The 18,950-nt window shown below is 73.5% G+C and carries 16 protein-coding genes; 8 read left to right on the top strand and 8 right to left on the bottom strand.

The genetic code is table 11. The features are described from left to right. Window positions 1-115 precede the first annotated feature (115 nt). Complete coding sequence (locus tag ACIP37_RS12235; protein ID WP_400805953.1) at window positions 116-1,435, top strand: DUF5685 family protein; 1,320 nt, start codon at window positions 116-118, stop codon at window positions 1,433-1,435. Between the two features lie 190 nt (window positions 1,436-1,625). Here ACIP37_RS12235 and ACIP37_RS12230 read toward each other — a convergent pair whose 3' ends face one another. Beyond that, window positions 1,626-1,793, bottom strand: a complete 168-nt coding sequence (locus tag ACIP37_RS12230; protein WP_350879489.1) for a hypothetical protein — start codon at window positions 1,791-1,793, stop codon at window positions 1,626-1,628. A 187-nt stretch (window positions 1,794-1,980) separates the two neighbouring features. Here ACIP37_RS12230 and ACIP37_RS12225 point away from each other — a divergent pair, with 187 nt between their 5' ends. Further along, the gene (locus tag ACIP37_RS12225; protein WP_363586487.1) at window positions 1,981-3,186 is read left to right on the top strand and encodes an alginate lyase family protein; all 1,206 of its coding nucleotides are present in this window, start codon (window positions 1,981-1,983) and stop codon (window positions 3,184-3,186) included. 156 nt (window positions 3,187-3,342) lie between these two features. Here the strand turns inward: ACIP37_RS12225 and ACIP37_RS12220 are convergent, their stop codons facing one another. Further along, window positions 3,343-4,182, bottom strand: a complete 840-nt coding sequence (locus tag ACIP37_RS12220; RefSeq protein ID WP_363586488.1) for an HAD-IIB family hydrolase — start codon at window positions 4,180-4,182, stop codon at window positions 3,343-3,345. A gap of 421 nt (window positions 4,183-4,603) precedes the next feature. Between ACIP37_RS12220 and ACIP37_RS12215 the strand changes: the two genes are divergently transcribed. Further along, complete coding sequence (locus ACIP37_RS12215; RefSeq protein WP_363630477.1) at window positions 4,604-5,473, top strand: chitosanase; 870 nt, start codon at window positions 4,604-4,606, stop codon at window positions 5,471-5,473. 260 nt (window positions 5,474-5,733) lie between these two features. Further along, the gene (locus tag ACIP37_RS12210) at window positions 5,734-7,020 is read left to right on the top strand and encodes an ROK family protein (RefSeq protein WP_400805958.1); all 1,287 of its coding nucleotides are present in this window, start codon (window positions 5,734-5,736) and stop codon (window positions 7,018-7,020) included. Window positions 7,021-7,035: 15 nt separating this feature from the next. Here ACIP37_RS12210 and ACIP37_RS12205 read toward each other — a convergent pair whose 3' ends face one another. Beyond that, a complete protein-coding gene (locus ACIP37_RS12205) occupies window positions 7,036-7,605 on the bottom strand; it encodes a TetR/AcrR family transcriptional regulator (RefSeq protein ID WP_363586491.1) in 570 nt (189 codons plus the stop codon). 101 nt (window positions 7,606-7,706) lie between these two features. Between ACIP37_RS12205 and ACIP37_RS12200 the strand changes: the two genes are divergently transcribed. From ACIP37_RS12200 to ACIP37_RS12190, 3 genes are all read left to right on the top strand, one after another. Further along, window positions 7,707-8,177: a nuclear transport factor 2 family protein gene (locus tag ACIP37_RS12200; RefSeq protein ID WP_363630473.1), complete on the top strand. Its 471-nt coding sequence runs from the start codon at window positions 7,707-7,709 to the stop codon at window positions 8,175-8,177. A gap of 139 nt (window positions 8,178-8,316) precedes the next feature. Further along, window positions 8,317-9,393 (top strand): hypothetical protein, encoded by a 1,077-nt coding sequence (locus ACIP37_RS12195; protein ID WP_363630471.1) that lies wholly within the window; start codon window positions 8,317-8,319, stop codon window positions 9,391-9,393. 232 nt (window positions 9,394-9,625) lie between these two features. Further along, the gene (locus ACIP37_RS12190) at window positions 9,626-10,822 is read left to right on the top strand and encodes a hypothetical protein (RefSeq protein WP_363586494.1); all 1,197 of its coding nucleotides are present in this window, start codon (window positions 9,626-9,628) and stop codon (window positions 10,820-10,822) included. Window positions 10,823-10,957: 135 nt separating this feature from the next. Here ACIP37_RS12190 and ACIP37_RS12185 read toward each other — a convergent pair whose 3' ends face one another. The 4 genes from ACIP37_RS12185 to ACIP37_RS12170 all read right to left on the bottom strand — a co-directional run bounded on the left by ACIP37_RS12185 (window position 10,958) and on the right by ACIP37_RS12170 (window position 14,804). Continuing rightward, window positions 10,958-11,947 carry a phospholipase gene (locus ACIP37_RS12185; protein ID WP_363589482.1) on the bottom strand — a complete coding sequence of 330 codons (990 nt, stop codon included), beginning with the start codon at window positions 11,945-11,947 and terminating at the stop codon, window positions 10,958-10,960. Window positions 11,948-12,081: 134 nt separating this feature from the next. After that, window positions 12,082-12,672, bottom strand: coding sequence for a hypothetical protein (locus ACIP37_RS12180; RefSeq protein ID WP_363630469.1), 591 nt, complete (start codon window positions 12,670-12,672; stop codon window positions 12,082-12,084). A 182-nt stretch (window positions 12,673-12,854) separates the two neighbouring features. Further along, window positions 12,855-13,739, bottom strand: a complete 885-nt coding sequence (locus ACIP37_RS12175) for an alkaline phosphatase family protein (protein WP_363630467.1) — start codon at window positions 13,737-13,739, stop codon at window positions 12,855-12,857. Between the two features lie 66 nt (window positions 13,740-13,805). Then, window positions 13,806-14,804: a phospholipase D-like domain-containing protein gene (locus ACIP37_RS12170; protein WP_363630465.1), complete on the bottom strand. Its 999-nt coding sequence runs from the start codon at window positions 14,802-14,804 to the stop codon at window positions 13,806-13,808. 250 nt (window positions 14,805-15,054) lie between these two features. Between ACIP37_RS12170 and ACIP37_RS12165 the strand changes: the two genes are divergently transcribed. Then, complete coding sequence (locus ACIP37_RS12165) at window positions 15,055-16,320, top strand: serine hydrolase domain-containing protein (protein ID WP_363589474.1); 1,266 nt, start codon at window positions 15,055-15,057, stop codon at window positions 16,318-16,320. 88 nt (window positions 16,321-16,408) lie between these two features. Here ACIP37_RS12165 and ACIP37_RS12160 read toward each other — a convergent pair whose 3' ends face one another. Further along, window positions 16,409-18,799 (bottom strand): tetratricopeptide repeat protein, encoded by a 2,391-nt coding sequence (locus tag ACIP37_RS12160; RefSeq protein WP_363589473.1) that lies wholly within the window; start codon window positions 18,797-18,799, stop codon window positions 16,409-16,411. Between the last annotated feature and the right edge of the window lie 151 nt (window positions 18,800-18,950).

Below are 18,950 nucleotides of genomic sequence, written 5' to 3'. Positions count from 1 at the left end.
TCCTCCGGCTCCTCCGCCGCCTCGACTCTTCCGCCCCCTCGGCCCGGGAGGGGCGGTGATCATATGATGTGCGGCGGATCAGGGCTGGTCAGCGGCCCACCGGCGAGGGGGAACCATGTTCGGCATCATCAGACCGTGTAAGCACCGGCTGTCCGAACGGCTTCAGGCGTCGTGGCTGGCGCACCTGTGCGGGCTCTGCCTCGCGCTGCGCGACGACCACGGTCAACTCGCCCGCACCGCCACCAACTACGACGGCCTGATCATCTCGGTCCTGGTCGAGGCCCAGGCCGCCCGCGAGGACGCCTCCTGGCGGCGCACCGCCGGGCCCTGCCCGCTGCGCGGCATGCGCACCGCCTCCGTCGCCCGGGGCGAGGGCGCCCGGCTCGCCGCCGCCGTCTCGCTCGCCCTCGCCTCGGTCAAGATCCGCGACCACGTCGAGGACCGTGACGGCGTGTTCGGCCGCCGCCCGGTCGCCGTCGGGGCCCGCGCGGTCACCCGGCGGTGGGACCGGCAGAGCGCCGGCAGCGCCTCGACGGTCGGCTTCGACACCGGCGTACTCCTCGAAGCCGCCTCCCGGCAGGGCGAGTTGGAGCGGTCGCTGCCGCCCGGCGGCTCAGTCCTGCTGGTCACCGAGCCCACCGAGACCGCCACCTCGGCCGCGTTCGCGCACACCGCCGTCCTCGCCGGGCGCCCCGGCAACGCCGCCCCGCTCGCCGAGGCCGGCCGGCTCTTCGGCCGGCTCGCCCACCTCCTCGACGCCGCCGAGGACCAGGCCGCCGACGCCGCCGGCGGCGCCTGGAACCCGCTGACCGCCACCGGCACCGGGCGCGCCGAAGCCGAACGCCTGTGCCGCGACGCCGTCCACGGCATCCGGCTCGCGCTGCGCGAGGTCGAACTGACCGACCGGGCCCTGGTGCACCTGCTGCTCGCGCACGAGACCGAGCGGGCCGTCGAGCGGGTCTTCGGCCCGGCCGCCCACGCAGCCGCCTGCCAGACCCGGAACGCCGGACCCGCCGCCGACGGGTCGGCGCACGCGGCGACCGGCGGGCACCCGCACGACGCCGGGGAGCACCCGCACGACGCGCCGCCGCGCCAGGCGCCGCCCGGGCAGACTCCCGGTCAGGATCCCGGCCGGACCCCGCTCCCGCCGTGGGTGCCCCAGGACCCCGGCTTCACCCCGATCGGCGCCAAGCCGCCGCGACCGCGCAACCTGCTGGCCGGGTGCGCCGTGTGGGCGCTGATGGCCTGCACCTGCCAGTTGCTCTGCTGCGAGCACAACGACCCGTTCAACCGGGAGCGCCGGGAGGGCTGGTGCCAGCGGCACGACTGCGACTGCGCCGACTGCTGCGACCCCTGCAATTGCTGCAACGGTTGCGATGGCTGCGACGGCTGTGGCTGTTGTGATGGTTGTGACTGCTGCGACTGCAGCTGCTGACGTGCCGTACCGTCAGCCGTCCGGATTCCACCGCGCCGCCGGCGGCAGCGGCGGCATCTGCGACACCGCCACCTGATCGACCGCCACCGGCCCGGAGCGCCCCCGCGGCACCCCGGGCCGGTCAGCCGGCCCGTACGCCTCACCGCGCCGCCAGAGCGGCAGCACCACCACCGGGCGCCGCTCCGACCCGTCAGGCATCGGACCCGGCCGCCGCCCGTCGCCTCGCCCGGTCAGCCGTCCGATCCGCCGCCAGCGAGTTCTCCAACCGTGCCAGCAACTCCCGGAACCGCTCGGTGTCCTGCTCCGTCATCCGCCCCTCGGGCGCCGCCCCCGGCCACTCGGCCGTCATCTCGTTCATGGGTCCGACGTTACGCCCCGACGATCAACAGGCGATAAATGCGGAACGCACGCCTACGGGTGCGGCGGTGAACGGAGCCGGTCCTCTTGGCGCGCGCGGGGGTTGGTGGTTCACTTCCCATGTTAGGCAACTTTCCTAACATGACATCAGCGCTCGACCGCCTCCCCCGCGAGAGGAACACCTCCCCATGGGACGTAGCAGCACCAGGACACTGATCGCCGCGGCGGCACTCGCCGCCCTGCTCCCGCTCGCCTCCGCACCGGCCGGGGCCACCGCACCCGTCGCACCCGCCCCGCACAGCCCGCGGGCCGCCTTCCAGCACCCCGGCGTGCTGGTCGGCGACCAGCAACTCGGCTTCCTCAAGGACAAGCTGGCGGCCGGGGCCGAACCCTGGACGTCCGCCTTCGCCGGCCTCCGGTCGAGCAAGTACGCCTCGCTGGACTGGCGGCCCCGGCCGCGCGCCACCGTCGAGTGCGGGTCCAGCTCCCACCCCGACAACGGCTGTTCGGACGAGCGCGACGACGCGATGGCCGCCTACGCCCACGCCCTGCAGTGGGTGCTCACCCGCGACCAGCGGTACGCCGACAAGGCGATCGAGATCATGGACGCCTGGTCGGCCGTGATCCAGGAGCACACCAACAGCAACGCCCCGCTGCAGACCGGCTGGTCGGGCAACAACTGGTCCCGGGCCGCCGAGTTGATCCGCCACTCCGGGGCGGGCTGGCCGGCCGCCTCGGTCGACCGCTTCGCCACCATGCTGCGCACCGTCTACGTGCCGCTGCTGTCGCCCGGCAGCCCGCGCAAGAACGGCAACTGGGAGCTGATCGAGACCGACGCCCTGATGGGCATCGCGGTCTTCCTCGACGACCGCGGCCTGTTCGACCAGGCCGCCGGCATGTGGCGCAAGCGCCTGCCCGCCTACGTCTACCTGTCCTCCGACGGCGATCTGCCGGTGCCGCCGCCCAAGGCCGGGATCGAGGGCGAGGCCGCGCTGGTGAAGTACTGGTCCGGCCAGTCGACCTTCGTGGACGGGCTCTCGCAGGAGACCTGCCGCGACTTCGGGCACACCGGCTGGGGCCTGGAGGCCGCCGCCCAGACCGCCGAGACCGCCCGGCTCCAGGGCCTCGACCTGTGGGGCGAGGGGCGTGAACGGCTGGTCAAGGCCCTGGAGTTCCACACCGCCTACGACAACGGCGCGAACGTGCCGGACTGGCTCTGCGACGGCTCGGCGAAGACCGGCCTCGGCCCGGCCGTCCAGCTCGCGTACAACGAGTACCACCTGCGCGAGGGCGTGGCGATGCCGCAGACCGAGCAGTACGTGGCCGCGCACAGCCCGTTCGGGGCCAACTACTTCATCGGCTGGGAGACCCTGACCCACACCAGCGCGCCCTGACGGCGCGGGCGGCAAGCGGCGGTTCCGGGAGTGCACCCGCCCGGAGCCGCCGTCGCGGCTGCTCCCTTCCCGGGAGCGTCCGTTCCGGGAACGGGCCTTCCGGTAACAGGTGGTCCCGGAACGGGCGTTCCCGGGAACGCCCGTTCCGCGCGTGACTCACCCCTCGGGGAACAGGCCCTCCAGGACGGCGGCCACCCCGTCCTCGTCGTTGCTGCCGATGACGTGGTCCACCGCGGCCAGCACCTCCGGGTGGGCGTTGGCGACGCCGTACGAGGTGCCCGCCCAGGCCATCATCGGCAGGTCGTTGGGCATGTCGCCGAACGCGACCGCCTGCTCGCGGGTGATCCCGCGCCGCCGCGCCAGGTCGCCGAGCGCGGCGGCCTTGCTGACGCCCTTCGCGACGGCCTCGACCAGCCGCTCGCCGTTCGCGTGGTAGACCGTCACCAGCTCGCCGAGCACCGGACGGGCCAGCGCCAGCAGCTCGTCCGCGGACAGCTCCGGGTGACGGCCGATCAGCTTGGGCGCCGGGCGGCCGAACAGCCGTGTGTCGTCGAGGCGTTGCACCGCGGTGTCGGCGTCCCAGGCGCCCGCCTCGTAGTGCGCGTCCCCGGCCAGCTCCTGGGCGTACTCGACGGCCAGCCCGATCCCCGGCACGGCCTCGCGCAGCCGCCGGGCGCTCTCGCCGAGCACGTCGACCGGGATCGGGTTCTCCGCGATCACCGTGCGGGTGCGCATGTCGTAGCCGAAGGCGCCGTTGGAGCAGATCGCCACGCCCCGGTGGCCGAAGGCGGCCGCGATCTCGCCCATCAGGCGCGGCGGGCGGCCGGTGACCAGGACGACGAGCCCGCCGGCCCGTTCGACCCGGGCGAGGGCGGCGACGGTACGGGCCGAGACGGTGCGGTCGCCGCGCACGATCGTCCCGTCGAGGTCGGTGGCCACCAGGCGCGGCGGCCGTATCGGGGTGACGGTGGGTGGGGTGGTGCTCGGGAGGCTCATGGGTCGGTGCTCCGTGCTGGTCGGGGTTTCGGTGGGGCGGCCGGGCGCGGGGACGTGTCCAGTACGCGCGCGTACGGCGCAGGCGGTGCGCACGCGGCGGGCACGCGGTGTGTGCGTGCGCGCGGGGCACCCGGGTCGGCGGTGCAGGGAGCTCGCGGGCCGGGCCCGGCGGTGGCCGGGCAGTCGGTCGCCAGACGCTCGGACGGTATCACCGGGGTGGCCCGATCGGCGACGACCGAGTACCGCCTCCGAGACCGAAGTAATTTTATTAGGAAACTTTCCTTACCTTATAGACCGTCACCGACCGCAGACCGTACTCTGCTGCCGCGAGCTCGCGCTCTTGCCCCCACAGCGCCCGGTCGGCCGGCGCGCCACCCCCCACTGCCTCCGGCGGCACCGCCCCGGAGATCGGAGCACACCCATGCGAGTTTCCCGAACCCGACGCCTCGCCGCCGCCACCGCGGCAGCCGCCCTGGTCGCCGGTGCGGCCTGGGCCGCCACCTCCGCCTCGGCGTCCGCCGCCCCCGCCCGGGCGACCGCCGCGGCCGTGCAGCGGGCGTCCGCAGGCGGCCTGACCCCCGATCAGCACCGCCGGGCCGACCAGCTGATCAGCATCTTCGAGAACAGCACCACCGAACTCCAGTACGGCTACGCCGAGAACATCAACGACGGCCGCGGCGTCACCGCCGGCCGCGCCGGCTTCACCACCAACGACGGCGACGCGCTCAAGGTCGTCCGCGCCTACACCGCCGCCTCCCCCGACAACCCGCTCGCCCGCTTCATCCCCGAGCTGGAGCGCCTGGCCGCCGCCGGCAGCGGCGACACCAGCGGCCTGCCCGAGAGCGACTACGTCGCCGCCTGGAAGCAGGCCGCCCAGGACGCCACCTTCCGGCAGGTCCAGGACGACCAGGTCGACCAGCGCTACTTCACCCCCGCCATGAACCAGGCCGACCAGCTCGGCCTCACCACCGCCCTCGCCCGCGCCGAGTTGTACGACGCCTCCATCCAGCACGGCAACGGCAGCGAGTACGACGCCCTGCCCGCCCTCATCAGCCGCACCAACGCCAAGGTCGGCTCGCCGTCCGGCGCCGGCGAGAGCACCTGGCTGAACGCCTTCTTCGACGTCCGCGTCGACGACCTCACCAACCCGGCCAACTCCTCCACCGCCGCCGAATGGAGCAAGTCCGTCGACCGGGTCGAGTGCCTGCGCCGAATCGCCGCCACCGGCAACTACAACCTGGACGGCCCGCTCAGCGTCACCGCCTTCGGCTCCGGCTACACCATCGACTGACCCACCCGCACCCGTCGAGCCCGGGGTCCGGTGTGTGGGACCGGACCCCGGCCCGGCGAGGCCCGCCGCCGGACTCCCCGACCCCGGCGGAGCGCGGCCGCGCCGGGCGATCCGACCGCCGGTGGCGGCAGGGAGCCGGGACTCCCCGCCGCCACCGGCGGTCCGCGCTTCCACTCCTCCACTCCGCCGATCCGCTCACCGCCCGTCCTCTCACCGTCCGTCCTCGTTCGTCGGCTGACGAGTGCCCTACGATCGACCGAATGAGCACAGCAGGACGGACTACGGCCACGGACGGGGCGCCGCAGCCCGCCACCCTCGCTCCACTGTCAGGGCCTGGACAACAGCCGTGGAACCGGCAGCGGCTCCGGAGCAACAACGAGTGGCTCCTGCTGGAGCGGCTGCGCCGGCACGGCCCGCTCTCCCGGGCCCAACTCGCCCGCGACACCGGGCTGTCCAAGCCGACCGTCTCCACCGCGCTGGCCACCCTCGAACTCGCCGGACTCGCCCGCGAGGCCGGCCGGTTCGCCCCCGAGCGCGGCCGCACCGCCGTCCTGTACGAGACCGACCCGGCCGCCGGGCACGTCCTCGGGCTCGACATCGGCCGGGCCCGGCTGCGGGTCGCCGTCGCCGACCTGTCCGGATGCGTCGTCGCCCGCCGCGACCTGCCCAACCGCGGCCGCTCGGCCAACGCCGTCGCCGACGCCGTCGTCGCGGCCGCCCGCGAGGCCATCGCCGAGGCGGGCCTGCCCGGCACCGCCGTCGCCCACACCGTGGCCGGCACGCCCGGGGTCTGGGACGAGCGCAGACGCAGTGTCAGACTCGCCGCCAGCCTGCCCGGCTGGGGCCGCCCCGGCCTGTTCGACCGAATAGCCGACGGCCTGGGCACCACCGTCACCGTCGCCAACGACGCCAACCTCGCCGCCGTCGGCGAGTACACCTACGGCGCGGGCGCGGGCAGCCGGCTCTTCGTCTACCTGCTGGTCGGCACCGGACTCGGCCTGGGTGTGGTCAAGGACGGCGAACTGCTGACGGGGGCGCACGGCGCGGCCGGCGAACTCGGGCTGCTGCGCCTGCCGGGCTGCACCTCCACCACCAACACCACCACCAACACCAACACCGGCACCGGCACCGGCACCGGCACCACCCTGGAGGAGACCGTCTCCGCCGACGCCGTGGTGCGCACCGCCCTCGACCTCGGGATGCGGCGGCCGCTCACCGCCGAGAAGGTGTTCACCCGGGCCCGGCTCGGCGAGCCCGCCGCGGTCGAGGCCGTCCGGCAGGAAGTGGACCACCTGGGCTACGTCCTCGCCGTCGTCGCCGCGCTGCTCGACCCGGACGTGATCGTCCTCGGCGGCGGCATCGGGCGCAGCGCCGACCTGCTGCTGCGCCCGCTGGAGCAGGCCCTGTACGAACGCTCCCCGCTGCGGCCCCGGCTGGAGCCGAGCCGGCTCGGCCAGGACGCCGTCCTGCTGGGCGCCGTCGCCACCGCCCTGGAGGCGGCCCGCCCCGAGGTCTTCGAGCGGCGCACGGCCCCCGTCCCGGGCTGACGGCCCCCCGGTCCGTCAGGTGCGGGCGGACAGGGCGGCGTCCAGCAGTACGCGGGCGGCTGCCTTGGCATCGGCGGCGGCGCTCGGGTCGCCGTGCACGGCGGCGGTGGTCATGGCCCCCTCGGCGAGCAGCGCCAGCTGGGCGGCGGTGGCGGGCGGGGCGCCGGCGGCCTCGGCCAGGCAGACGAGGTAGGCGTTGAACTCCTCCTTGTGCTGCCGGGCGGTCGCCGCGACCGCCGGTGAGACGGCGCCCAGCTCGCCGAAGGAGTTGACGAACGCGCAGCCCCGGAAGCCGGGTTCGGCGAACCAGCGACCGAGCCAGTCGAAGACGGCGAGCAGCTGGTCGCGCGGCGGCGTGGCGGCGCCGGCCACGTAGGCGGCGAGGTTCGCCCGCCAGCGCCCGTCCCGGCGCCGTAGGTACGCCTCGACCAGGTCGTCCTTGGACGGGAACTGCTGGTAGAGCCGGCGCATCGTCAGGCCGGAGGCCGCCCGGACGGCGTCCATGCCGACCGCCTGGATGCCCTGCCCGTAGAACAGCTCCTCGGCCGCGTCGAGGATCAGGCCCCGCGGGTCGTGCTGGTCCATCTGCCGTGCCCTTTGCGTGAGAACGATGGTTCTCCTAGGGTAGCCGCTACGGCGAGAACGACCGTTCTCGCCGTCGGCTCCGCCGCACCCGAGGAGACCCCGTGACCGAACAGCGCCCTCCCCTGCCCCCGTTCACCCCGGAGACCGCCCGACGGAAGGTCCGCGCCGCCGAGGACGCCTGGAACACCCGCGACCCCCACCGCGTCGCCCTCGCCTACACGCCCGACAGCCGGTGGCGCAACCGCACCGAGTTCCTCACCGGACGCGAGCAGATCGCCGACTTCCTCACCCGCAAGTGGCACCGCGAACTCGACTACCGCCTCGTCAAGGAGCTGTGGGTGCACGACGGCGACCGCATCGCCGTCCGGTTCGCCTACGAGTGGCACGACGACTCCGGCCAGTGGTACCGCTCCTACGGCAACGAGAACTGGGAGTTCGACCGCGACGGCCTGATGGCACACCGCCACGCCGCCATCAACGACCTGTCGATCACCGCCGCCGAACGTCTCTTCCACTGGCCGCTCGGCCGGCGCCCCGACGACCACCCCGGCCTCACCGCCCTCGGACTCTGACCCGGCATCAGGCTCCGCTCCCGGCAGGGCGGCCGGGGCGGCTGTCGTTCCACGACCGTGACACGGCTCGCACCGGCCGCTGAACTCCCCCTGGGATGCTCCTCCTCGAACGCGAACAGCACCCGAGGGGGACCTGGAAATGTCCGTGCGCAACAGATTCGGCACCACCGCCGCGCTCGCCGTGATGACCACCGTCGGCGCCGTCCTGCTCTCCGCCTGCGGCCCCGACAACGCCGGCTCGGACCCGACCGCCGCCCCCGGCAGCGCGGCGCCCGGCGCCACCGCTCCGGGGACCCCGGCCCCGGGCGGCTCCACCCACCCGAGCACCCCCACGCCGAGCACCCCCACGCCGGGTACCCCCACGCCGGGTGCCAAGGAGGTCAACGGCACCAGCGCCGCCAACCACCTGACCATCAGCACCGGCACCCGGGCCGTCGCGATGAACGGCACCACCGTCGACTTCGGCACCGTCGTCCGCGACCTCGCCTGGTCCCCCGACGGCAGGAGGGCGGCCTTCATCGACGGGAACGGCGACCTCGTCGTCGCCGACCCCGACGGCGGCGCGAAGGCCACCCTCGCCACGGCCCCCGGCGGCGAGACCTGGTCCCACCCCACCTGGCAGCACGCCGCGCAGGGCCCCAGCGACCTCCCCGAATCCGCCGAACGCTTCGACACCATCGTCTTCGCCGCCGCCAAGGGCGGCGTCCTGCGCCTGGAGAAGATCCCCACCAAGGCCGTCGGCGGCACCCCCGAGGTGCTCACCCCGCACACCTCCCTGGACGGCAACGCGAACATGCCGCAGCCGCCGCAGACCGGCAACACCTGGGCCGACGCCGGCGGCCGGCACGGCGAGATCATCTACGCCAACACCCCCGCCGACGAGGTCTACCTCTACGACGACTACATCCGCCCCGCCACCCGCGACCTGGGCCAGGGCTCCCAGCCGGCCCTCTCCCCCGACGGCGAGCACGTCGTCTTCGTCCGCTCCGTCGACGGGCACGACCACCTGTTCACCCGCTCCAGCCGGATCGACCAGAAGGACGAGAAGGACCTCACCCCCGCCGCCGCCACCGACTACACCGAACCCGCGTGGTCCCCCGACGGCCGGACCATCGCGGCCCGCACCCCCGACGGCGTCAGCACCCTCCCCGCCGACGGCTCCGCCGCCCCGGCCCAGGTCTCCACCGTCAAGGGCCTCCCCGCCTACCGGCCGTGAGCCCCCGGGATCGGGCAGCGTGATCGACGGACGTGGCCCGTTGAACCCGGGCGGCCCGATCATCCGTCCTTCACAAGGGGCTTGAGAAATCGCCCGCACGGGTTCGGGCCGGCGCACCGCAGGCGTCAGGCCTACGCAAGGGATGCGTATGGATCGAGACAAAGTGGCACTGATCGGCTGACCGGAATGCCATATTTTGTCCCGCCCATCACAGAACTCGCAAGGAGAGCACGTGCGTTCGACGAAGAAGCTGTCGGCCCTGGCCGCAGGAATGAGTGCCGTGGCCGTCCTCGGCCTGGCGGGGCCCGCGATGGCCGACGGCTCGTACGACCCGGCCCAGGAGAACTGCAACGCCGCCAACGCGGTGACTCCCGGCTCGACCAGCCTGGTGTGGTGCATCCAGGCGGCGCAGCACACCTCGGAGGTCAAGAACCGGGCCCGCGGCGAGTTCGTCCAGGACACGCTCGACATGCTGATCAAGGCGACCGGCGGCAGCTACAACATCATGGTCTTCAACATCAAGGGCGACAACGCCTTCGGAGACCCCTGGTACGTCCACAACTACGAGCAGAGCTTCCAGAACGTCGCCTTCACGTACGACGTCGACTACCACGACAAGACCTCGCGCGAGGACCAGACCTACCGGATCTGGGTCTTCTCCGGCGGCGGCAGCTTCGCCAACGGCTTCGACGGCGGCTGGGGCAACTGGGGGTTCTACGGCCTCTTCAACCGGACCACCCGCGAGCACACCTGGACGTACCCGAGGGGCACGGGCAGCGCCGGCCAGCGCTACAACCACACCGACGGCGTCGTGAACTTCTCCCCGATGGCGTTCCCCGGCGTGCCGAGGGACCCGGGCACTCCCGCGCCGGGCGGGCTGCCGGCCACCCAGATCGTCCCCGCGATGCCACAGGACCCCGGCACGCCGTACGACCCCGGGGTGCCCGCCACGCCGGCCAGGCCTCCGCACACCGGCAAGCCCGGTGAGCCGGCCGAGCCCGGCACCAAGCCCGGCACCGGCACCCCCACCGGCTCCGGCCGGCCCGCGCTCAACACACCCGTGCACCTGCGGACCGTCAACAACCTCGGCGCCGTTGCCACCGGCTCCGGCGAGGGCGCCTCGGTGATCGCCGGGAAGCCGGGCGACGCGGGCGGCACCTGGACGTTCCGCGACGCGGGCGGCGGCCGCTACCGGATCACCAACGCACTCGGGCGGGACCTCACCGAGAACACCGGCACCTACTTCGCCAACACCAAGGGGTGGAAGGGCTCTTCGGAGCAGAAGTGGGAGGTGAAGAACGTCTCGGGCGACCGGTACGTGATCCGGATCAGCGACCAGGACTGCCTGACCTACCACGAGGACGACAAGGAGCTCGGGGTGTGGACCTGCGACGGCTCCGCCGAGCAGCAGTGGACCATCACCCGCTAGCCATGGCGCCGTCCCGCCCGCCGCACGGGCGGCGGGCGGGACGGCGGGTGCCTTCGGCCGGGCAGGGCCCAGCGGAACAGGCCCAGTGGACGGTCCCAGCGGACGGGCCCCACGGAACAGGCCTGGCGGAAAGGCCTAGCGGAACAGCCGGTCGCCGCTGTTGGCCATGCGGTGGGTGCCGCTGTGGCGGTTCACCCAGTCACGGACGAGGTTGATGGCATTGGCGCACTGCCAGCTGTTGTCGTACTCGCGCACGCCGGTGAAGGCGCCGTAGCCCGCGATGATGCCGTCCACACCCGCATCGCCGAGCAGCTTGTCGACGTACCACGGGTCGTTGTAGGTGGTCGTCCAGGACAGCGTGGCCGCGAGCCGCCCGGCGGCGCGGTCCCCGGCCCCCTTCTTCAGCTCCGCACACGTGTTGTAGGTGGCCTCCGTGCAGTTGCCGAAGCCCTTGGTGATGTCGGAGTCGCCGTAGTCCATCGCCCGGTGACCGGCCGGGAATCCGGAACCGGACCGGTTGAAGGCGCCCTGGACCTGGTCGCGGGTGCCGGTGGACGTGATGCCCTCCAGCGGGCCGAGCCTGCCTTCCAGGCTCTGCCAACCCCTGCCGCCGACGTCCGGGGTGTTGCCGCCGTGGTACTCGAAGAAGCCGTAGAGGACCTGGATCCCGGCTGCCGTCAGCCGCTGCGCCTTGTCGCGCAGTCCGGCGACGCTGCACGTGCGGTTGGGCTGCTCCCCGCAGTAGTTCGGGTCCTTGATGTCCAGCCAGACCAGCGACAGCCGGCGTCCGGCGTTGGCGTTGGAGAGGATGCGGTCGATCATGCTGTCGAAGCTGGGGCCCAGTCGGTTCTCACCGGCCGAGGAACAGTCGTGGTAGGCACGCCATTCGTTCGGGTTCCACCAGGCGCAGACGTCGATCTCGATGGCGTTGGCGCCGTGGCCGAGCGCGGCGTCCACCCCGTCCAGGGTGTCGACCCGGTGCGCGATGGCGTAGATCGCGTGACGCGAATCGGCCGCCGCCGCAGGGGTCGTACCGAGCGCGGTGAGGCCGACGATCCCGCACAGTGCCGCCAGCAGCGCCAGCACCTTCCGCGCGCCGGTGCCGTGCCTGAGGTGAGTGGTCAAGAAACGTACTCCTCGATGTCGGTGCCCTGAAGCCGTCGCCGATGGACGGCCGCCCCCGATCCAGGACTGGTCATGTCCGCCTCAGTCTGACACTGGTTCGTGGCCGGTACGGGGCGAACCGCGCAAATCCTCCGCTAAAGTCCGTCGCGCGAGGCCAACTCGGCCCGGAGCGCGGGCACATGCTCGTCGGCGGACTCGTGCGGCAGGAACTCGACCGGGTCCAGGAAGCGGAACAGCACCCGGCTCCCGGTGACGGCGAACTCGTAGTCGCCGAACCCGACCACCGCCCCCGTGCCGCCCCGCACCGCCCCGCGGACGGCGGCCGCCGTCAGCTCGTCCACGCCGCCGGGCGCCGTCGCCCGGCGCCGGGCGTTCGGCCGGGCCAGGTACGGGCACACCATCGCCGCGTAGAGCATGCAGGCCCGGTGACCGGGCCCCTCCATCGTCGGCGCGAGGTTGCGGTACGGCCGCCCCTCGGCGATCGCGGCCGCGATCGCCGCGCTCTCCGCCGCTCCGACCACGCGCCACACGGGGCCCCGGGCCATGAACCCCCCGCACACCGAACAGAGGCGCTCCAGCGCGCAGTTCGCGCTGCGCTCGTGGTCGGTCAACGCGAACTGCGGCTCGCCGCCCCGCCACGGCGTGATCGCCGGCACCGGATAGCCCCGGACGTCCCGGGGCCGCTCCCCCACCCGCTCCGGCATCGGCACCGCATCGAATCGCACGCCCCCATCCTCGCCGCCCCCCGCGCCGCTGTCGACCTCCGGACCACCGGCCGCCCCGCGCGGCGGGCGCGGGGCGGCCGGTGGTCCGGGTGCGGCTCCTGGTGGATCGTCCGAGCGGCGGGCCTCAGGTCCTGCCCGGCCGATGTCGGCGGATCAGCCCGGCAAGATCGGCCGGCCCGGGCCTAGTTCCAGATGCCGGTGATGTCACCGGCGTTGGCCGCGTTGCCCGCGTGGGTGGTGGCGCCGGCGAGGTCCTCCAGGGTCCGCAGCACGTTGTAGTGGTTGTAGGTCGCGGCGGAGGTGCTGCCGGGGGTCACGTGGGCGCCGTAGAAGACGGTCGGGATGCGGTTGCCCGCGAGCCGGTTGTCCTCGTCGAAGGTGACCACGAGCAGGCTGTTGTGGCTCTTGGCCCAGGTGGCGTAGGCGCCGAGGTTGTTCTTGATCCAGGTGTCGCCGGTGCCGACCGAGCAGTCGTGCATGTCGCTGCAGAGGTTCGGCACGACGAAGGAGACGTTCGGCAGGGTGGTGTAGTCGGTCGGGAACTGGGCGAAGGTCCTGGCCGAGTTCAGCGGGACGTTGCCGAAGCCGAACCAGGGGTTGTGCTTCTGCGCGTACTTGCCGCTGCTGCACGCGGTGCTGCCCTGCGCGGGCAGGGTCTCGTTGTAACTGGCCCAGGTCCTGCCGGCGGCGGTGACCTCGGAGGCCAGGTTGGGGCCCTGGAGGGCGCCGACGGAGACGCAGCTGTCGTCGGTGACGCCCTGGGTGGAGCCGGAGAACAGGGCGTAGTAGTTCGGCTGGCTGGGGTGGGTGATGCCGAACGACTGGGTGAGGTTGGCGCCGCCGGTGGCCAGGGAGTTGAGGTAGGGGGCGCTGCTGCTGCCGACGACCTGGCTGTAGGCGTGGTTCTCCATCACCACGACGACGATGTGGTCGGGCGCGGGCAGGGCGGCGGCCTGCGCGGTGGAGGCGGTGGCGGCCCAGAGGCCGGCGGAGGCCGCGACCAGGGCTGCCACCGAGCCGAGGGCGGTGGCGGTGCGACGGGAGCCGGGCTTGGTGGACGAAGTCATGACAATTCCTCGGGTAGGGAGCGGCCCGGGCGCGGACGCTCGATCAGGCCCGCGCGACGAACCGTTCTAGTACGGCGTGCCGTTGGCGAAGTCGCGGGCGACGGTGGACTCGACGGTGGTCAGCACGCCGGGGTCGGTGGTGATCAGGCCCAGCTCGCGGTTGTTGTTCAGCGAGTTGTCGGAGAAGTTCTCCGAACCGGCGAACACCTTGGCCGAGGGCGTGCCGTAGTCGGCGACGATCGCCTTGGCGTGGATGTACAGGCCCGTGGTCGAGGAGTAGGTGACCACCTGGCCGCCGGCCGTGACCACCTGGTCGAAGTAGCTGCTGTAGGACGAGGGGTTCATGCCCACCACCCGCACGGTGACGCCCCGGCCGGCGGCCGCGGCGACCGCGTCCACCAGGGCCTGGTCGCCGAACTCCAGCTGCTCCAGGTCCAGCGTGTGCTGCGCGCCGTTGATCAGGTCCAGCAGGCGGGCCTGCGAGTCGGTGGGCGACCAGACCAGGTTGTCGCCGTCGGAGGGGGTGATCGAGGTCTGGGCGTAGTCGGCGGCGAAGACCTGCTCGATCGCGGCGACGTCGTTGGCGTCGGTGTCGACGACGCCGTAGTCGCGGCTGCTGGAGTAGTAGGTGGAGTCCAGGTTCCCGGTCAGGATCAGGGACTTGGCGCCGTCCACGGTGACGGTCTTCTGGTGGGTGTAGACGAACGCGGAGGAGGAGTACGTCACCCCGACGCCGGCGGCCCGCAGGGCCGAGTAGGCGGCGCCGTTGACCGAGGTGTGCCGGCCGTCGAGGATCACCCGGACGGTGAGGCCGGCCCGCTGGCGGCCGATCAGGGCGTTGACGGCGGTGGTGTCGCGCAGCTCGTACATGGTCACGTCGACCGAGCGGGTGGCCGAGTTGATGAGGTCGTAGACGACGCCGTGGTCCCGGTCCGGGAACACGATCGGCGTGTACGTGGCGGCGGTGGCGGCGGTGGCGGCCTGGGCGGTGCCGGACAGCGGTATCAGGCCGGCGGCGGCGAGCAGCAGCGCGCCGGCCCGGCGCGCGGAGGTGGCCAGGGGCATGCGGAACTCCACGATCGATGAGGGGGAAGGCCTGGGCGAAGGTGCGGGAGCACGCGCGAGGCGCCCGAACAGCATCGGGTGGATCGGTCGACGCGGGTAGACGACAGCAGGTAAAACCTTGACCCCGGGTCGGGAAACGGATGGTGCGGCCGATCGGGTTCACTTTGCCAGCCGCAGGCCCCTCCGGTGATAGTGGATCTTCGAGGACGTGGCCGGACGCCGCGTCAGCCGAGTGAGAGAACAGAGGATCATGGCGAAGATCAGCCTTCTGCGTCCGCTCGCGGTGGCGGCCGCGGGTGTCGTCCTGCTGGCGACCGGAGCCGCGCACGCCGTGGCCGCCGACCAGGGCACCACCGGCGCGCCCACCCCGGACACGGCCGCGGTGCGCGCCGCCCTCCAGGCGACCACCGACGCGGGCGCCCCGGGCGCCTTCGCGGTGATCCGCGACCACGGCGACGCCGAGTCCACCCGGTCGCTGGCCGTCGGCAAGGCCGATCTGGACGGCACCCCGATGAACTCCTCGTGGAGGTTCCGGGTCGGCAGCAACAGCAAGATGTTCAACGCCGTTCTCGTGATGCAGCTGGCGGAGCAGGGCCTGATCGACCTCGACAAGCCGCTGCGCGACTACCTGCCGGCCGGCACCCTGCCGGACACCTGGACCATGACGGGCCGCCAGGTCATGGAGCACCGCGCCGGGATCTACGACCACACCAACGACCTGCTGGAGCAGGCCGGCGAGGAGACCACCAGCGCCTTCGAGGCGCGCATCCGCACCAACGTGTACGCGCCGCGCGACCTGGTGGCGATGTCCGTCAAGCACGGCCAGCAGTACACGCCCGGGAGCCGGTACTCCTACTCCAACACCGACTTCGTCCTGATGGGCCTCGCGGTCGAGCACCTCACCGGCCGCCCCTACGAGGACGTCCTGCGCGAGCGGATCATCGAGCCGCTGGGCCTGAGCAAGACCTCCTTCGTCGTGCCCGACCAGGAGATCCAGGGCGCGCACGTCACCGGTTACCTCACCAACGACGACCGCACCAAGCCGCTGCTGGACTCCACCGCGCAGACCGGCTCCTGGGTGTGGACGGCCGGCGCGGTCATCTCCGACGCCGCGGACCTCGACCACTTCCTCACCGCGCTGATGGCGGGCAGCTCCGGCGGGCTGGTCTCGGACGACTCGCTGAAGCAGATGACGGCCGCCCTGGCCACCCCCACCGCCAAGATCAGCTACGGCCTCGGGCTGCGCCGCATCTCGCTGTCCTGCGGTGACGTGTACGGCCACGGCGGCATCGTCCAGGGCTTCCAGACCCAGTCGTTCGCCACCCCGGACGGCAAGCGCTCCGTCGTCGTGTTCGCCAACGCCTCCAACAACGGCTCCGTGACGCAGGGCCTGATGAACGCGCTGGAGCCGGCCTTCTGCGGCAAGAAGCCGACCGTCGCGCCGCGGACCTCGTTCGCCCCGAGCGCCTTCGCCGAGAACCACACGCTGCCGGTGGTCGAGGACACCCGGATCTGACCGTCCCGCACAGTCCGCCGCTCACGCGCCCGCACGGCCCACCCGCCGTGCGGGCGTGCGCGTTTCGCCCGCCACCGGGCTTCCCGCCTCACCCCGTCCGGCGCCGCCCCTGCCGGGGGCCGTCCGCGCTGAGGTCGGTGAGCGCCTCGGTGAGGAGTTCGCGGGCCTCCTCGGCGCGGCCCTGCTCGATCAGGGCGGTGCCGAGCTCGGTGAGGGTCTTGGTCATGCTGTCCGGCCGGCCGATCTCCTCGTAGTGGGTCAGGGCCTGCCGGTAGGCCTTCTCGGCGGCCGGCCAGCGCCCCAGCGCGGCTCGGTCCAGGCCGAGTTCGTGTGCCGTCATGGCCGCCGCCAGGTGCATCAGCGGCGAGGACCAGCGCTCCACCAGCTCCAACGCGCCGGCCAGCGCGCGCCGGCGGGACTCCACCGCCTCCTCGGCCCGGCCCGAGTCGCGCAGGCAGTTGGCCGCGCCGCGCAGCGTGACCAGCCGGCCGATCCAGCCGGAGCGGCTGTTGACGGCGGCGAAGGTGTCCGCGGCCCGGTGGTAGGCGTCGATGGCCTCCCGGTGCCGGTGCAGGTGCCGAAGGCCCGCCGCGAGGTAGGTCAGCGCCCAGCCCTCCTGCTCGCGGGCGCCGATCCGGCGGGCCAGTTCCAGCCCCTCGTTGGCCAGGTCGATGCCGCGCTGGTAGCGGTGCAGGCAGGTGACGTACGTCCACGCCAGGTAGTTGACGTGGACGGCCTCGGCCAGCTGGTCGCCGCAGGCGCGGGCCGCGTCGACCGACAGTTGGAAGACCTCGGCCCAGATGTCCCAGCTCAGCAGCCGGTCGGAGAACCAGTGCATGGCCTCGGCGGTGTCGATCACCTCCCGGTGCCGGCCGGCGGCGAAGGCCTGGTGGAGGGCGGCCAGCCACTCCGGGTGCTCCTCCTCCAGCCAGCGCGCCGCCTCGGTGAGCGGCACCGGGGGGCCGGTCCGGTCCGCGTCGGCGTCGGGATCGGTCTCGGGGTCCGCCGTCGCGTGGTCCGGGTCGAACCGAAGGCCGTACTCGGCGGCCCGGTTCAGCAGCCAGTCACCGGCCCTGGCCCGGGCCCGCGCCACCGCCTCGGGGCCCTCGTCGGCGCCGAGCCGCTCGCCCGCGTAGAGCCGGACCAGGTCGTGCAGCCGATAGCGCTCCGGGGTGGCGAGTTGCACCAGCCCGGCGTCGATCAGCTGCTCCAGGACGAGTTCGGTCCGGCCGACCGGCAGGCCCGCGTAGGCGGCGGCGACGGCGGCGGTGAAGTCGTGCCCGGCGGTCAGTGCCGAGCGGCGCAGCACCAGCTGGGATTCGGCCGGCAGCCGCCGGTAGGACAGCGCGAAGGCCGGACGGACGGCCAGGTCTCCGGTCTCCAGCAGGTCCAACCGGTGCTCCTCGGCGGCCAGTTGGCGCACCAGATGACTGACCGGCTGCTGCGGGCGGGCCACCAGCCGCTGCCCGGCGATGCGCAGCGCGAGCGGCAGGTAGCCGCAGAGCCGGGCCAGTTCGGCGGTGGCGTCGGGCGCCGCGTCGATCCGCTCGCGGCCGGCGATCCGGGCCAGCAGGTCGGCGGCCTCGCCCGGGGCCAGGGCGTCCAGCCGCAGGCGGAGCACCGACTCCAGTCCGGGCAGGGTGTTGCGGCTGGTCACCAGGGTCACGGCGGGCCCGGAGCCGGGCAGCAGCGGGCGCACCTGGCTCTCGTCGGCGGCGTTGTCCAGGACCAGGACGAGCCGGCGCTCGCGCACCAGGGCCCGGTAGAGGCCGGCCCGCTCCTCCGTCCCGGCGGGCACCGCGTTGTCGGCGACGCCCAGGGCGCGCAGCACCTGGCCGAGCGCGTCGCGGGCGGAGAGCGGGGTGGCGGCCATGCCGCCGAGGTCGAGCGAGAGCTGCCCGTCGGGGAAGGAGGGGGCCAGGGTGTGGGCGGCGTGCAGGGCGAAGGCGGTCTTGCCCAGGCCGGGCTGACCGCTGATCAGCACCACCCGGGGGTGGGCGGGTCGGTCGTCCTCGGCCAGCTCGGCCAGCAGGGCGAGGGCGTTCTCGCGGGCGGTGAAGTCGGCGATGTCGCGGGGCAGCGCGAGGGCGCCCGGCACGAGCGGGACGGGGGGCACGGCGTCCCCGGTCTCGGCCGGTCCGGCGGGGGCCGGGGCGGGGGCGGCCGGCCCGCGGGTGGGGGCGGCGGCCGGCACCGGCCTGGTCCCCCGGGGGCGGCCGCACTGAGCGGCGCGGTCCAGCGCGGCGGTTTGCGGGGCGTCCAGGCCCAGCGTCTCGGCCAGGGCCCGGACGGTGCGCCGCTGCGGCCCGCGGGTGCGGCCTCGCTCCATGTCACCGACGGCGCGCAGACTGACGCCGGCCGCCGCGGCGAGCTCCTCCTGGGTCAGGCCCGCCGCCACCCGGTGCCCGGCCAGCAGGCGGCCGAAGTCGCCGGCCCCCTCGGACTCCGTGCCCGCTCCCGTGCCGCTCACAGCCGTCATGTCCCGCCCCTGCTAGCGCCGTTACTTCTGCCAGGCGTTGTGCCTGATCGACCGTCCCAGGCAGAAGTATGCCCGGGCAGAAGTATGCCTCGCACCCAGCCCTTTCCCAGCATCGAGCGCCCAGCTCAGGCGCCGGGCACCCCGGTGCGGG

It is taken from the genome of Kitasatospora sp. NPDC088861, assembly GCF_044750105.1.
Classification (GTDB): Bacteria; Actinomycetota; Actinomycetes; order Streptomycetales; family Streptomycetaceae; genus Kitasatospora.
This window is presented reverse-complemented; position numbering and strand designations above follow the sequence as displayed.